The 13,671-nt window shown below is 72.9% G+C and carries 17 protein-coding genes; 3 read left to right on the top strand and 14 right to left on the bottom strand.

The genetic code is table 11. The features are described from left to right. Positions 1–194 precede the first annotated feature (194 nt). From ACRQ4B_RS03575 to hemE, 12 genes are all read right to left on the bottom strand, one after another. A complete protein-coding gene (locus ACRQ4B_RS03575) occupies positions 195–668 on the bottom strand; it encodes a DIP1984 family protein (RefSeq protein WP_439693312.1) in 474 nt (157 codons plus the stop codon). A gap of 16 nt (positions 669–684) precedes the next feature. Further along, on the bottom strand, positions 685–2,019 hold the full coding sequence (gene hemL / locus ACRQ4B_RS03570; protein ID WP_439693311.1) for a glutamate-1-semialdehyde 2,1-aminomutase: 1,335 nt from the start codon (positions 2,017–2,019) through the stop codon (positions 685–687). Then, positions 2,016–2,957 carry a porphobilinogen synthase gene (gene hemB / locus ACRQ4B_RS03565; RefSeq protein ID WP_439694348.1) on the bottom strand — a complete coding sequence of 314 codons (942 nt, stop codon included), beginning with the start codon at positions 2,955–2,957 and terminating at the stop codon, positions 2,016–2,018. Before hemB ends, hemL begins: the two co-directional genes overlap by 4 nt. A gap of 50 nt (positions 2,958–3,007) precedes the next feature. Beyond that, positions 3,008–3,787: a uroporphyrinogen-III synthase gene (locus ACRQ4B_RS03560; RefSeq protein ID WP_439694347.1), complete on the bottom strand. Its 780-nt coding sequence runs from the start codon at positions 3,785–3,787 to the stop codon at positions 3,008–3,010. Between the two features lie 34 nt (positions 3,788–3,821). Further along, positions 3,822–4,838 (bottom strand): hydroxymethylbilane synthase, encoded by a 1,017-nt coding sequence (gene hemC, locus ACRQ4B_RS03555; protein WP_439693310.1) that lies wholly within the window; start codon positions 4,836–4,838, stop codon positions 3,822–3,824. Next, on the bottom strand, positions 4,835–6,070 hold the full coding sequence (locus ACRQ4B_RS03550; RefSeq protein WP_439693309.1) for a ferrochelatase: 1,236 nt from the start codon (positions 6,068–6,070) through the stop codon (positions 4,835–4,837). The genes hemC and ACRQ4B_RS03550 overlap by 4 nt, the downstream gene beginning before the upstream one ends. After that, the gene (gene hemQ, locus ACRQ4B_RS03545) at positions 6,067–6,813 is read right to left on the bottom strand and encodes a hydrogen peroxide-dependent heme synthase (protein WP_439693308.1); all 747 of its coding nucleotides are present in this window, start codon (positions 6,811–6,813) and stop codon (positions 6,067–6,069) included. The genes ACRQ4B_RS03550 and hemQ overlap by 4 nt, the downstream gene beginning before the upstream one ends. A 58-nt stretch (positions 6,814–6,871) precedes the next feature. Further along, positions 6,872–7,102, bottom strand: a complete 231-nt coding sequence (locus ACRQ4B_RS03540; protein ID WP_022906123.1) for a DUF3618 domain-containing protein — start codon at positions 7,100–7,102, stop codon at positions 6,872–6,874. A gap of 34 nt (positions 7,103–7,136) precedes the next feature. Continuing rightward, positions 7,137–7,595, bottom strand: a complete 459-nt coding sequence (locus ACRQ4B_RS03535) for a phage holin family protein (RefSeq protein ID WP_439693307.1) — start codon at positions 7,593–7,595, stop codon at positions 7,137–7,139. Continuing rightward, the gene (locus ACRQ4B_RS03530) at positions 7,592–7,846 is read right to left on the bottom strand and encodes a hypothetical protein (protein WP_079237686.1); all 255 of its coding nucleotides are present in this window, start codon (positions 7,844–7,846) and stop codon (positions 7,592–7,594) included. The genes ACRQ4B_RS03535 and ACRQ4B_RS03530 overlap by 4 nt, the downstream gene beginning before the upstream one ends. A 99-nt stretch (positions 7,847–7,945) precedes the next feature. Further along, positions 7,946–9,265, bottom strand: a complete 1,320-nt coding sequence (locus ACRQ4B_RS03525) for a protoporphyrinogen/coproporphyrinogen oxidase (protein WP_439693306.1) — start codon at positions 9,263–9,265, stop codon at positions 7,946–7,948. Continuing rightward, complete coding sequence (hemE, locus tag ACRQ4B_RS03520; RefSeq protein WP_439693305.1) at positions 9,262–10,386, bottom strand: uroporphyrinogen decarboxylase; 1,125 nt, start codon at positions 10,384–10,386, stop codon at positions 9,262–9,264. Before hemE ends, ACRQ4B_RS03525 begins: the two co-directional genes overlap by 4 nt. 90 nt (positions 10,387–10,476) lie before the next feature. Between hemE and ACRQ4B_RS03515 the strand changes: the two genes are divergently transcribed. Both ACRQ4B_RS03515 and ACRQ4B_RS03510 read left to right on the top strand, forming a co-directional pair. Then, the gene (locus ACRQ4B_RS03515) at positions 10,477–11,799 is read left to right on the top strand and encodes a glutamyl-tRNA reductase (protein WP_439693304.1); all 1,323 of its coding nucleotides are present in this window, start codon (positions 10,477–10,479) and stop codon (positions 11,797–11,799) included. Next, a complete protein-coding gene (locus ACRQ4B_RS03510) occupies positions 11,796–12,221 on the top strand; it encodes an NUDIX hydrolase (protein WP_439694346.1) in 426 nt (141 codons plus the stop codon). Before ACRQ4B_RS03515 ends, ACRQ4B_RS03510 begins: the two co-directional genes overlap by 4 nt. Positions 12,222–12,224: 3 nt before the next feature. On the opposite strand, the gene ACRQ4B_RS03505 is transcribed toward ACRQ4B_RS03510, so the two are convergent. Next, positions 12,225–12,506, bottom strand: coding sequence for a hypothetical protein (locus tag ACRQ4B_RS03505; protein WP_439693303.1), 282 nt, complete (start codon positions 12,504–12,506; stop codon positions 12,225–12,227). A 105-nt stretch (positions 12,507–12,611) separates the two neighbouring features. On the opposite strand from ACRQ4B_RS03505, the gene ACRQ4B_RS03500 reads away from it, so the two are divergent. Then, positions 12,612–13,307, top strand: a complete 696-nt coding sequence (locus ACRQ4B_RS03500) for a DUF4232 domain-containing protein (protein ID WP_439693302.1) — start codon at positions 12,612–12,614, stop codon at positions 13,305–13,307. 17 nt (positions 13,308–13,324) lie between these two features. Here the strand turns inward: ACRQ4B_RS03500 and ACRQ4B_RS03495 are convergent, their stop codons facing one another. After that, complete coding sequence (locus ACRQ4B_RS03495; RefSeq protein WP_439693301.1) at positions 13,325–13,669, bottom strand: YciI family protein; 345 nt, start codon at positions 13,667–13,669, stop codon at positions 13,325–13,327. Positions 13,670–13,671: the final 2 nt, after the last annotated feature.

Genomic DNA, 13,671 nt, shown 5'->3' with positions numbered 1-13,671 from the left:
CACCCTCGGTGGTCCGGTCGGTACGCGGTGGTGCATGGTGCTGCGTGCACCGTCACCGGTGCGCGGTGCTGGGCTGCGTTGTGCCGGCTCGCGCCACGGCGCTGCCCACTGCGCCACACGTGGACCGGATTGCCCGCCGGTCCGTCGGGTCCGTACCCGCCCCGGTCCGCCTACCGACGCACCGCCCTCGTCCCTCAGCCCGCCGGCTCCAGGAGCGTCACCTCCCAGTTGCTCCGCTGGATGGTGGCGTCGAGCTCGCGGAGCTCCTTCGCGAGGCCGTCGGCACGACTGCGCAGGGCTGCGGTCGGCAGGGCCGCGAACGTCCGCAGTTCACTCCGGAGCTGCCGGTAGCCACCGCCACCACCCGCGGTCGCGTCGGCGGCACCGGTCACGAGCGAGTGTCGGAGTCGCAGGGCGTCCCGACGGGCGAGCAGCGCGGTGATCGTGGCTCCGGACGCCAGCGTGGTCGAGGCGTTCGTCGCGTTGATGCGGGCGAGCAGCACCTCGAGCGCGTCGACGGCCTGCTCGGCCTCGGTGAGCAGGGCCGCGGCGTCCTCGTCCGGCTCCTCGCCCTCCTGGTAGCGGGCGTTCGCGGCGATCCGGCCGCGGAGCTGCTCGATGCGCTTCTGCAGGTCAGCGCGTTCGATGAGCGCTTCGGCGAGTTGCATGCCGCCATCCAACCAGTCAGGCGGTCGCCGCGGCAGCCGCCTTCGCCGCGGCGGGCAGCGCGTCGAGCACCCGTCCGACGGCACGGTCGTCGTGGGCCGCCGTCACGAACCACGCCTCGAAGACGCTCGGCGGCAGCGTGACGCCGGCGTCGAGCATCGCGTGGAAGAACGGCGCGTACCGGAAGGCCTCCTGCGCGCGGACGTCGTCGTAGTTCCGCGGAGGGTCCTGCGTGAAGGCGAAGGAGAACAGGTTCCCGGCGTGCTGCACGGTGTGGGCGACGCCCTCGGCCGTCAGCGCCTCCGACGTCGCCGCGGAGATCACCGCGGCGGTGCGGTTCAACGACTCGTACACGGACGGCGTCGCGGCCCGGAGCGTGGCGATGCCCGCGGCGACCGCGAGCGGGTTCCCGGACAGCGTGCCGGCCTGGTAGACGGGCCCGAGCGGTGCCAGGTGGTCCATGACGTCACGGCGCCCGCCGAGCGCGGCGAGGGGCATGCCGCCGCCGATGACCTTGCCGAACGTGATGATGTCGGGCTTCCAGCCGGCGCCGTCCGGCACGACCTTCGACGCCTCGAGCCCCCACCAGCCGGCCGAGCCGACACGGAACCCGGTCAGGACCTCGTCGACGATGAGCAGTGCCCCGTGCGACTGCACGATCTGCGCCAGGGCGCGGTTGAACCCACGCTCCGGCGCGAGCACGCCCATGTTGGCTGCGGCTGCCTCGACGATGACGCCGGCGATGCGCTCGGAGTGCTCGTCGAACGCCCGGCGGACGGCGTCGAGGTCGTTGTAGGGCAGCACGAGCGTCTGCGCCGCGGTCTCCGCGGTGATGCCGGCGCTGCCGGGCAGCGCGAGCGTGGCGACGCCCGAGCCGGCCTCGGCCAGCAGCGAGTCCGAGTGTCCGTGGTAGTGCCCGGCGAACTTCACGAGGAGGTCGCGGCCGGTGTACCCGCGGGCGAGCCGGATCGCGGTCATCGTGGCCTCGGTGCCGGTCGACACCATCCGGAGCTTCTCGATCGGCCCGTCGCCGTCCACCGAGACACGCTGCTTCACGAGCTCGGCGAGCTCGGTCTCCCCCGGGGTCGACGCCCCGAACGAGAGCCCACGGGCGGCGGCCTGCTGGACGGCCTCGACCGTGGCCGGGTGCGCGTGTCCGAGGATCGCCGGACCCCAGGACGCCACGAGGTCGACGTACTCACGACCCTCGGCGTCCGTGACGTACGCCCCCTTCGCGGACGTGAGGAACCGCGGGGTCCCCCCGACGGAGCCGTACGCGCGCACCGGCGAGTTCACGCCGCCGGGGATGCTGTTCTTCGCACGGCCGAAGAGCTGGTCGTTGGTGGTCGTCATCGGGTGCCTTCCTGACGGAGCGTGCGGGCGATGTCGACCGCGAAGTAGGTGAGGACGGCGTCCGCCCCGGCGCGCTTGATGCCGACGAGGGACTCCATCGCGGCGGCGTCCCGGTCGATCCAGCCGTTCTGCGCGGCTGCCGTGATCATCGCGTACTCGCCGGAGATCTGGTACGCCCAGACCGGCACCGGCGAGGTCGCGGCGGTCTCGGCGAGCACGTCGAGGTAGCTCATCGCCGGCTTCACCATGACGATGTCGGCTCCTTCGTCGACGTCGAGCGCGACCTCGCGGAGCCCCTGCCGACCGTTCGCGGCGTCGATCTGGTACGTCCGACGGTCCCCCACGAGCGAGGAGTCGACGGCCTCGCGGAAGGGCCCGTAGAACGCGGACGCGTACTTCGCCGCGTAGGCGAGCAGGGCCGTCCCGGAGTGTCCGGCCGTGTCGAGCGCGTCCCGCGCCGCCGCGATCTGGCCGTCCATCATGCCGCTCAGGCAGACCAGCTCGGCGCCGGCCTCGGCCTGCGCGACGGCCATGTCGCGGTAGCGCAGCAGGGTGGCGTCGTTGTCGACCGACCCGTCGGCGGCGAGGACACCGCAGTGTCCGTGGTCGGTGAACTCGTCGAGGCAGAGGTCGGACTGCACGACGAGCGCGTCGCCGACCTCCTCCTTCGCGATGCGGATGGCCACGTTGAGGATGCCGTCCGGGTCGGTCGCACCGGAGCCGACCGCGTCCTTGCGCTGCGGGACGCCGAACAGGTTGACGCCCCCGACGCCGACCGAGGCCGCCTCGACCAGCGCCCGACGGAACGAGTCGAGCGAGTGCTGCTCGACCCCGGGCATGCTCGAGATCGGGATCGCCGACGTCGCGCCCTCGCGGATGAACATCGGCAGCACGAGCTCGGCGGGGTGCAGCCGGGTCTCGGCGACGAGTCGTCGCATCGCGGGGGTGGCGCGGAGCCGACGGGGGCGGACCTGGGGGAAGCGGCCGGTCACTGGGGTGCCTTCCTGTTCGGGGCGGGGTGGTGCAGGGTCTCGACGACGGCGTCGAGGAGGGCTTCGGCGGAGCGGGTGCGCCCGATCACGTGGACGGGGAGCCCGGCGGCGCGGGCGTCGGCGGCGGTCCCGGGGCCGATGCAGGCCACCAGGGTGTCGGGGTCGAGCGGGGTCATCCGGCGGGCGATCTCGCGGGCGACGCTGCCGCTCGTCACGAGCACCGCGGCGGGCACCGTGTCGAGGGTGACCGGCTCGTCGCCGGTCCCCACGGTACGGTACGCGACGACGTCGTCCACGTCGATCCCGCGAGCACGGAGGCCGGTGACGAGCGTCGGGGCGGCGAGGTCGGAGCGGGGGAAGAGCACGGGCCCCCGGGTGTCCGGCAGCGACGCCGCGAGCGTCGCGGCGGACGCCGACTCCGGGACGAGGTCGACGACCCAGCCCGCAGCACGGGCGGCTCGGGCCGTCGGCTCGCCGACGGCGGCCACCCGCAGGTCGGACGGGAGGCGCGTCACGCGGTCCGCGAGCACGCGCACCGCCGTCGCACTGGTCACCACCAACCACGAGTAACCAGCGACGCCGGTTCCTGGGCTGACAGCGTCGGCTGCGTCGCGCCTCCCGGCGGCTCCCGCCGCGACGAGACGCCGGACCGCAGCCTCGAGCGGCGCGGGGTCGTGCGGCGGCTCCGCCGCGATGAGCGGGACGACCACGGGGACGAGGCCGCGGTCGCGCGCCGCGGCGGCGACGCGGTCGCCCCACGCGCCACCGCGGGGGATGACGACGACCGGCGACCGCGTGTCCGTGGCGGACCTACTCGACGGAGGACGCGATGTCGGCGAGGTCCGCCGCGCCGTTCTCGAGCAGCTCGGCCGCCACCCGGGTGCCGACCTCGAGCGCCTCGGCGAGACGGTCCTGCGCGGAGCCCTCGAGCACGGACGCGTGCGAGGCCGTGCGGTACTCGGAACCGTCGGGCCGGTAGACCGTCGCGGAGACGAGCAGCAGCTCGGCGTCGACGATCGCCGTCGCACCGATCGGGGCGGAGCAGCCGGCCTCGAGCTCGGCGAGCACCTCGCGCTCGGCGGACACCGTCAGGCGGGTCGGCGCGTGCTCGATCTTGCCCAGCGCTGCCAGCAAGTTGCGGTCGGTCTCGTCGGCGCGGATCTCCACCGCGAGCGCGCCCTGCCCCGGAGCGCTCGGCCAGAAGCCGAGGTCGAGGAGCTCGGTCGCCTCGCTCAGCCGGTCGATCCGGCCGAGGCCGGCGGCGGCGAGCACCACGGCGTCGAGGTCGTCCGTCACGCGGCCGAGCCGGGTGTCGATGTTCCCGCGGATGTCGACGACCTGGAGGTCGGGCCGCTTCGCCTTGAGCTGCGCGACCCGTCGGGGCGAGCCGGTGCCGACCTTCGCGCCCTCCGGCAGGGTCTCGATCGTGGCGGCGTTCCGGGCGACCAGGACGTCACGGGCGTCGGCCCGCTTCGGCACAGCACCGATCCGGAGGCCCGGGTACGGCGCGGTCGGGAGGTCCTTCAGGGAGTGCACCAGGACGTCGACCTCGTTCGCGACCAGCGCCTCCCGCAGGGCACTGGCGAAGACGCCGGTCCCACCGAGGCTCGCGAGTGACGCACGGTTCGTGTCCCCCTCGCTCGTCACCGTGACGAGCTCGACCGGACGGCCGGCGGCCTTCGCCAGGCGGTCGGCGATGTCCTGGGACTGCGCGACGGCGAGCCGGCTGGCGCGGGTGCCCAGGCGGATCGGCGCCGGGCCGCCGGCCGCGTCGGTCGCTGCTCCGTCGAGTGCGGTTGCTGCGTCGTGCCCTGCTCCGTCGGTCACGGTGCGAGCCCGGCGGCGGCCGGCTTGAACCCGGCGCGGACGTTCTCGCAGCACCCCGGACGGCAGACGTCGTACCAGGGCCCGATGTCGGTCAGGTGCGGTCGCTCGGAGGTCGGTGTGCCGTTCACGCGCTCGAGCACGAGGTCCACCAGGCCGGCGACGTACGCCGGGTCGACACCGGGGGTCTGCGTGCGGACCGACCAGAAGCCGAGTTCCCCGGCGGTCTCGGTGGCTTCCTCGTCGAGGTCCCACATGACCTCCATGTGGTCGCTCACGAAGCCGAGCGGGACGATCAGGACCGCACGCGTCGGGCCGCCCTTGAGCTCCTCGTTCATGTAGTCGTTGATGTCCGGCTCGAGCCACGGCTGGGTCGCGGGGCCCGAGCGCGACTGGTAGACGAGCTTCCACGGCGGCGTGCTCGTGCCACGGAGCGACTCGTGCTCGGGGAGCTCGAGCAGCTCCGCCCAGGCCTGGTCGAGCACGACCTGCGCGACCGCGAGGTGCTGGGCCTCGTACGCGCCGTGCTCGTCGAAGCCGCGGAAGTCCGGGCCGGACTTGGCGGCGTCGGTCGAGGGGATCGAGTGTGTGGAGAAGAGCACGTGCAGCTCGGTCGCGACGTCGAGTCCGTCGTTCTCCGCGATCGCCTGTGCCAGCCCGTCACGGACGCCGTCCACGAACGGACGGACGAAGCCGGGGTGGTCGAAGAACTGCCGGACCTTGTCGACCTGGATGGTGTCGATCAGCCCGGTCTCGTCGAGGACGCGTGCGTAGTCCTCGCGGTACTGCCGGCAGCTCGAGAACGACGAGTAGGCGCTCGTGGCGATCGCGATGAGCTTGGTGTAGCCGTTGTCGGCGGCCTCGGTGAAGGCCTCGGCGAGGTACGGCTCCCAGTTCCGGTTGCCCCAGAGCACCGGCATGTCGATGCCGCGCGACGCCAGCTCGCCCTCGAGTGCGGCCTTGAGCGCGCGGTTCTGGGCGTTGATCGGGCTGACACCACCGAAGTGCCGGTAGTGGTGCGCGACCTCCTCGAGCCGCTCGTCCGGGATGCCGCGGCCACGGGTGACGTTGCGGAGGAACGGGATGACGTCGTCCTGGCCCTCGGGTCCGCCGAAGCCGGCGAGCAGGATCGCGTCGTACGCGACCGGGACCTCGACGTGCTCGGGACCGTCGGCCGCGGCGGGGGTCGCAGCGATGACGGCCCGCCCGTTCGTGATGTGACTGGTGTCGGTCACGACAGCACCTCCGGCAGCTCGGCGGTCGTCACGCGACGACCGGTGAAGAAGGGGACCTCCTCGCGCACGTGCATGCGCGCCTCGGTGTAGCGCAGGTCGCGCATGAGGTCGACGAGGTCGACCAGGTCGGGGCTCTCGAGCGGCAGGATCCACTCGTAGTCGCTCAGCGCGAACGTCGCGATGGTGTTCGTCAGGACGCGGCGGTACTTGGCGCCGGCGATGCCGTGGTCGCGGAGCATCGTCGAGCGCTCCTCCTCGGGCAGCAGGTACCACTCGTAGGAGCGGACGAACGGGTACACCGTGATCCACGCCTCGGGGTCCTTGCCGCGGAGGAACGCGGGGGTGTGGCGCTTGTTGAACTCGGCCTCACGGTGCATGGCCATCACGTGCCACACCGGCTCGGCGTCCTGGAAGAGCCCGGTCCGACGGATCTCGCGCAGCACGGCCTGGATCGCCTGTGCGTCGTCGCCGTGCAGCCAGATCATCACGTCGGCGTCGGCACGGAAGCCGGACACGTCGTAGAAGCCGCGGATCGTCACGCCGCGCTCGGCGGCGGCGGTCACGACGGCGTCGAGCTCGGCCACCGCGTCGTCGCCGACGGTGTGGATCGGGCCGAGGGGCCGGCGGAACACCGCCCAGAGGGCGTAGGCCGTCAGCAGGTTGGGGTCGATGCCGTCGGGCGTGGCCTCGTGGGCGTCCTGGCCGGCGTGGGCGTCGTGCGCGGAGGGCGCGGTGGAACTCATGTGTCCATTGTCCTATCGGTCACAAGGGAAACGCCGCTCCCCTTTTCGACGGCGAGCGCTACCGCCGTCGGAGCACCGCTACGACGATACCCCCGACCACTGCCACGCCCGCTGCGAGGCCGGCCAGGTACGGCACGGGCTTCTCGTCGATCCCGCGCTTGACCTTCGACGCCGCGATGCCGATCTGCTTCGGCACGTTGAGCTTGTCCTCGATCGCGTCGAGGGTGTCGAAGAGCTGGGCGCGCGTCGCGGCGACGCGGTCGGCCAGGTCGTCGTGCTGATCGGTCACGTGGTTCCTCCGAGGGGGTGGTGGGGGCGGACCGCTAGAAGCGGCCGCCGACGTCCGGCTTGCGGGTGCCGTACTGCGTCGGCGGGGTCGGCTTCTTGCCCAGGCCCTTCACGGCGTTGACGTCGTTCTTCACGCTGTCGATCGTCCGCTTCGGCGTGATCGGCAGGCCCTTCTTCAAGCGCTTCCAGCCGACCAGTCCGAGGATCGCGGCGACGATGAGCATCACGACCGCGATGATCAGCGCCGCGAGCCAGGCCGGCATCACGGTGGCCAGGCCCATCACGGCGGCGGTCAGCAGGACACCGATCGCGTACAGGACCACGACGAGCGCGCCGATGAGCAGACCCGCGGCGAGACCGAAGATCTTCGCCTTGGTCAGCATCTCGGCCTTGAGCAGGTTCAGCTCACCCGTCACCAGCTCCTTAACGAGCTTGGGGACGTCGCCGACCAGGCCGAACAGCGAACGCGGCTTGCGGTCGCGAGTGTCCGTCATGAGGTCGCGTTGTCCTTCTTCTGGCCGACCTTGCGGACGACCTTCTTCGTCTGCTCACCGACGAACTCGGCCACGTCGGGCGTCTTGTCCGCGATGAAGTCCTCGGCGACGTGGACGCCCTTCTGGACGCCGTTGCTGTTCCAGATCTTGCCGCTGACGGTCTTGATCTGCTCGTACCGCGCCCGTCCGGCTCGCGATCCCAGGACGTACCCGAGTGCTGCGCCGGCGACGAACAGGAGCTTGCCTCGCATCTGCGATTCCTCCGTTGGGTCAGTGTGCGGTGGTCATGCGCCGAACGGAATACGTCCGGCGTTCCTGCAACAGTAGCCCTCCCCCGGGGTGCGGTCCGCTCAGGAATCCAGGATGTGCACAGCGGCGGCGCGTGCAGAGGACACGATCCCGGCCAGGCCCCTGCCGGACGAGGCCTCACCGATGCCGACGACGCCGTCCGCGAGGCCGGCCGCCGTGGTGTCCGGTCCGTTCCAGCGGACGCGGGCAGCGCCCACGACGGCGCTCGGCGCGATCGGGACGCCGAGCAGGGCGGACGCATCGCGGGTGGCGCGGGTGCCGGTCGGGTCCGCTGGGTCGACCGGGAGGCTCGTGGCCACGTCAGTCCCGTCGGCCGCGTCCGCCGTCGTGTAGCTGAGTCGCAGGACGTGCCGGCCCGATGCCGCCTCGGCGAGCCACGGCCACTTCACCGTCGCGTGCGTGATCGCCTTCGCGGCGACCCCCGCGGCGTCCGGGTGCACGAGCATGCCGGTCCCCCGCGGCGCCGCGTCGAGACCGGGCTGGTCGACCACGAGCGTGACGAGTTCGATGCCCGAGCGCGCCGCTGGGGCCGAGCGTGCCGGATCGGGCGTGGAGGCGAGGACGTGCTCGGCGGCGAGCCGTTCGCTGCTGCCGTCGACGGAGACGACCTCCACCGCGTGCTCCTCGATCGCCGTCGCCCGGGTGTGCAGGCGCACGTCGACGCCGTACGTGTCCATGTCCGCGACGAGTTCGTCCACGAGCCGGACGATGCCGCCGCGGATGCCCTGCACCGCGGAGCCCGCCGTCGCCCGGGCACGCAGGGCGAGCACCGCACGAGCGAGCGAGCCCTCGCGGAGGAGCGCGGCCCGGAGCCCCGGTGCGACGCGGTCCGGGTCCAGGTGGTCCGGGTGGGTGGAGTGCACACCGGCGACGATCGGCACCACCAGGTCGTCGAGCACCTGCTCGCCCATCCGCCGCCGCACCAGCTCGCCGAGCGACGTCGCCTTCGACGCGACCAGCGAGGGCAGGAGCGAGTCCATCTGCGCCCGCAGCGCGGCCTTCTGCCCGACGACCGCGAGCACGTCGGCCGCCATCGGGCTGCCGGGGATGCCGAGCAGCCCGGTCTGCGGGATCGGGTGGACCGCGCCGTTCCTGGTCATCAGCCACGCGCCGCGGGGATCGGGCGTCGTGACGTCGTTGCCGAGGCCGAGTTCGATCGCGAGTCGGCCGACGGCGTCGTTGCGGGTCGCGAACGAGTCCGCCGCCATGTCGAGGTCGAGCCCCGCGACGGTGTGCCGCCGGACCATGCCGCCGAGCATGCCGGAGGCCTCGACGAGGACCACGTGCGCGCCGCCCTTCGCGAGGTCGCGCGCCGCGACGAGGCCGGCGACCCCGCCGCCGACCACCACGACGTCGGTCACGCCCGGGCTCCGGTCGCCCCGTCCGTGCCGTCGCCGAGCTCGTGCACCAGTGCGACGATGCGGGTGAGCACCGCGGGGTCGGTCTCCGGCGGCACCCCGTGCCCGAGGTTCACCACGTGCGCCCGGGCCGACCCACCGCGCCGGACGACGTCCCGCACGTGCGCCTCGAGCACCTCCCACGGGGCGGAGAGCATCGCCGGGTCGATGTTGCCCTGCACGGTGACGCCGGTACCGACGCGGCGGACGGCCTCGTCGAGCGGCAGGCGCCAGTCCACCCCGACCGCGTCGACCCCGACGGTGTCCGTGCCGAACGTCGTCATGTCGTGCAGGACCTCACCGCTGCCGACGCCGAAGTGGATGCGCGGGACACCGAGGTCGGTGACGTGCCCGAGGGCCGCCGCGGAGTGCGGGGCGACCGACTGCACGTAGTCCGCGCGGGACAGCGAACCGACCCACGAGTCGAAGAGCTGCGCGGCCGAGGCCCCGGCGAGCACCTGGGCCCGCAGGAACACCCCGGACACGTCGGCAGCCCAGGCGAGCAGGCGCGACCACGTCTCCGGGTCGGCGTGCATGAGGGTGCGGGCGCGGATGTGGTCCTTCGACGGCCCGCCCTCGACCAGGTACGCGGCGAGGGTGAAGGGCGCCCCGGCGAACCCGATCAGCGGGGTGTCCCCGAGCTGCTCGACGGTCCGTGCGACGGCGGCCGAGATCGGTGCGAGGGCGTCCGGGTCGAGCGTGCCGAGCGCGTCGACGTCCGCCGCGGTGCGGATCGGGGACCCGAGGACCGGGCCGCGGCCCGGGACGATCTCGACGTCCACGCCCGCGAGCTTGATCGGCACGACGATGTCGCTGAAGAAGATGCCGGCGTCCACCCCGTGCCGTCGGACCGGCTGCAGCGTGATCTCCGACGCCATCTCCGGATCGAGGCAGGCGTCGAGCATGGCGGTGCCGACGCGGAGTTCGCGGTACTCGGGGAGCGAACGGCCCGCCTGCCGCATGAACCAGACCGGCAGCGTCTCCGGCCGGTCTCCTCGGAGCGCCCGGACGAGCGGCGAGCCCGACGTCCGCCCCGAGACGAGCGGGTGCGATGCGGGCAGGGCGGCGGTCGGTGCGTCGGTCACCGGACGATTCTCCCATCGGCGGACCGGGGGTATCCCGAGCACGCACGATGAGAACGGGACCACGACCGGATGCGCGTTACCATGGAAGACGTGCTCATCTGTCTCACGGCGTCGCACCGCAACGCCAGCTTCGATCTCCTGGAGCGACTGAGCATCGGCGCACCGACCGCCGCGAGCCGTCTCGTGACGGACTCCGACGTGTTGGACGGAGCCGTCGTCCTCGCCACGTGCAACCGCTTCGAGGCCTACCTCGACATCGCGGGTGACGACCGCGACTCCGCCGTCTCGGCGACCGTCGATGCCGTCGCCGCCGCGAGCGACCTCGACCCCGCCGAGGTCCTCGAGTCCGTCAACGTGCTCGGCGGCAAGGACCTCGTCCAGCACCTCTTCGCCGTGTCGAGCGGTCTCGAGTCCGTCGTCGTCGGTGAGACCGAGATCTCCGGGCAGGTTCGACGCTCGCTCGAGGACGCCCGCTCCAACGGCACCACGACCTCCGAGCTCGAACGCCTCTTCCAGGAGGCAGCGCACACCTCCCGCGGCGTCAAGACCCGTACCCGGATCGGCGCCGCCGGCCGGTCCCTCGTCCGGCTCGGTCTCGAGCTCGCCTCGTCCCGCGTCACCGACTGGGCACAGACCCGCGTCCTGCTCGTCGGTACCGGCAGCTACGCCGCCACGACGATCGCCGCCCTCCGTGACCGCGGCGCCCGGAGCATCCAGGTGTACTCGCCGTCCGGTCGGGCCCCGTGGTTCGCCGCGAAGCACGACCTCGTCGCCGCGTCCGACCTCCGCCAGGCGATCGCGACGAGCGACGTCGTCATCACCTGCACCTCGAGTGAGGTCCCCGTGGTCGAACCCGCCGACCTCGACGACGGCGTCCGCCGCATCGTCATCGACCTCGGTCTCCCGCGCAACGTCGACCCGGACGCAGCCGACGTCGACGGTGTCGAGCTGCTCGACCTCGAGACGATCAGCATCCACGCGCCGATCGCCGAGCTGAACGCCGAGTCCGAGGCCCGCGCCATGGTCGACGACGCTGTCTCCCGGTTCCGCGCCCAGGCCCTCGAGCAGTCGACCACCCCCGCGCTCGTGGCGTTCCGCAAGCACGTGTTCGACATCCTCGACGACGAGATCGACCGCGCCACGCGTCGCGCCGACGGTGACGACGCCTCCGTCGAGCAGACCGAGCGTGCCCTCCGCCACCTCGTCGGCGTCCTGCTGCACCGTCCGTCGGTCCGCGCCCGCGAGCTCGGCCGTGCCGGTCGCGGCGAGGAGTTCGTCGGCGCGCTCGACGCCCTGTTCGGCGTCCGTCCGGAACCCGAGGCGGAGCTGCCGGCTCCCGTGGTGCCGCTCGCGGAGCGCACCGCGCCCGAGCGGACGATCGCGGACCGCGCCGACGAGGCGGACGCGAGCTGAGCCTCCCGGCTGCCACCCTGCGGGTCAGCGCGCTCCTGCTGGTGCGCGACCGACGCGTGCTCATGGTGCGCGCCCGGGGGCGCGACGTACTCTACCTGCCCGGCGGCAAGGCGGAACCGCACGAGACGGACGTCGAGGCCGTCATCCGCGAGGCCCGCGAGGAGACCGGGTTGCAGCTCACCCCGGACGACCTCGAGCCGTTCGGCACCGTCACCGAGCTCGCGCACGGGCAGGCGCCCGGCACGATGGTCGCGATGGCCCTGTTCGCGGTCCGGCCTGGAGGCACGCTCGACGCCGCCTCGCCCGTCGCCTCCGCCGAGGTGGACGAGGTCGAGTGGGTCACCTCCGCGGACGCGGACCGGTGCCCGCCCGCCGGCGTGGAGACGCTCCGCCGCCTGGTGGCGGCGGAGCGCATCGACTAGCCGCTACTGGTCGGAGTCGGTGTAGTGCCCGACCTCGCCGGTCGGCTCGGGCTCGGCCTCGCCCGGGATGTCCGACTCGACGTACTCGCCCTCGTCGCCGCCGTCGCCGGCACCCTGGGGACGGTGCTCGCCGGGGATGTCGCTCGAGACGAACTCACCGGCCGGCTCGTTCGACGCGACGGGCGTCTCGCCGGGGATCTCGCTGTCCGTGAAGGCCCCCGCCTGCGGCTCGACGCCGTCCGAACGGCCCTCGTCGCCGCGTGCCTGTTCGTGCTTCCCTGCCATGTCGACCTCCGTTGCTCGTGCGCTCGCGCGCGTGCTCCGGAGTGTGCTCGTGACGGCTGGACGCCACCCGAGTCGTGTACCCCGGGGCGGTGATTGCGTTGGGACATGCAACGTCGCGTTCGGACCCCACTCCTCGTCGCCACCGGCCTCGTCGCCGTCGGACTGCTCGCGGGCTGTTCCTCCGGCGGGACGGCGACCCCCACCGCCACGACGACGGAGACGGTCACGTCGGCTCCGTCGTCCGGGGCCGCCACACCGGCGTCCTCCGCCACCGCATCAACCGGTTCCGGTTCCGGTTCCGGTTCCGGCACGTCCACCGGGGGCGGGTCGGGCTCGTCGGGGACCGGGTCGGGTGCGTCGACCCGGTGCGCGACGAATTCGCTGGCCGGGAGCATCGCGGCCGGGAGCGGGGGCGCTGCCGGCAGCACGTACGTGCACCTCGTCCTGCAGAACACCGGCTCGGCGACGTGCACGCTCCAGGGCTGGCCGGGGGTCTCCTTCGTCGGCGACGCGAACGGCACGCAGCTCGGCAACGCCGCGACCCAGGACCGGGCCTCGGCACACCCCACCGTGACGCTGGCGAGCGGGCAGAGCGCCGTGGCTGCGCTCAAGATCGCGAACGCCGAGAACTACCCCGCCGGGCAGTGCGACCCCGTCTCCGCCGACGGCTTCCGCGTCTACCCGCCCGGGTCGAAGCAGTCCCTCTTCGTGCAGTCGACCGGGTACACGGCGTGCACGTCCACCGGCGTCACCGTGCTCGACGTCCAGGCCCTGGTCCCCGAGGGCCAGGCCGCCGACTGACTGCTGGTGCTGCTGCGTTAGGACTCGGGGTCGTCGAGGAACTCGCGGACCTCCTGCGCGCACCGGCACGCCGCCGCGAACCGGGCGGCCCACCGCAGCGCTTCGTCCCGGGTCGGCACGTCGAGGATGCAGAACCCGCCGATGAACGTCTCCTTGCCGGGCCGGGTGGCCGGGTCCTGCACGGTGCCGTCGGTGTCGACCAACGCTCCCTCGGACGCCGCGGGCAACCCGCCGCCGAAGACCCACACCCCGGCCGCCTCGGCCTCGCGCAGGACGGCGTGCGTGGCCTCGGACACGGCGTCGAGCTCGGCCATCGGGAACACCATCGTGCCCTCGTCGAAGGAGATCAGGTACTTGCTCACGA

The organism is Curtobacterium sp. SP.BCo, assembly GCF_051903265.1.
Classification (GTDB): Bacteria; Actinomycetota; Actinomycetes; order Actinomycetales; family Microbacteriaceae; genus Curtobacterium.
Note: the sequence above shows the minus strand (reverse complement) of the source record. Positions and strands in the feature narration are given on the sequence as shown.

What these genes read in the sequence shown, in the direction of transcription:
- hemL (WP_439693311.1), bottom strand. Translation starts at nt 2,019, where the DNA reads ATGACGACCACCAACGACCAGCTCTTCGGCCGTGCGAAGAACAGCATC.
- ACRQ4B_RS03575 (WP_439693312.1), bottom strand. Translation starts at nt 668, where the DNA reads ATGCAACTCGCCGAAGCGCTCATCGAACGCGCTGACCTGCAGAAGCGC.
- ACRQ4B_RS03530 (WP_079237686.1), bottom strand. Translation starts at nt 7,846, where the DNA reads ATGCGAGGCAAGCTCCTGTTCGTCGCCGGCGCAGCACTCGGGTACGTC.
- ACRQ4B_RS03500 (WP_439693302.1), top strand. Translation starts at nt 12,612, where the DNA reads ATGCAACGTCGCGTTCGGACCCCACTCCTCGTCGCCACCGGCCTCGTC.
- ACRQ4B_RS03505 (WP_439693303.1), bottom strand. Translation starts at nt 12,506, where the DNA reads ATGGCAGGGAAGCACGAACAGGCACGCGGCGACGAGGGCCGTTCGGAC.
- ACRQ4B_RS03535 (WP_439693307.1), bottom strand. Translation starts at nt 7,595, where the DNA reads ATGACGGACACTCGCGACCGCAAGCCGCGTTCGCTGTTCGGCCTGGTC.
- hemQ (WP_439693308.1), bottom strand. Translation starts at nt 6,813, where the DNA reads ATGAGTTCCACCGCGCCCTCCGCGCACGACGCCCACGCCGGCCAGGAC.
- hemB (WP_439694348.1), bottom strand. Translation starts at nt 2,957, where the DNA reads ATGCGACGACTCGTCGCCGAGACCCGGCTGCACCCCGCCGAGCTCGTG.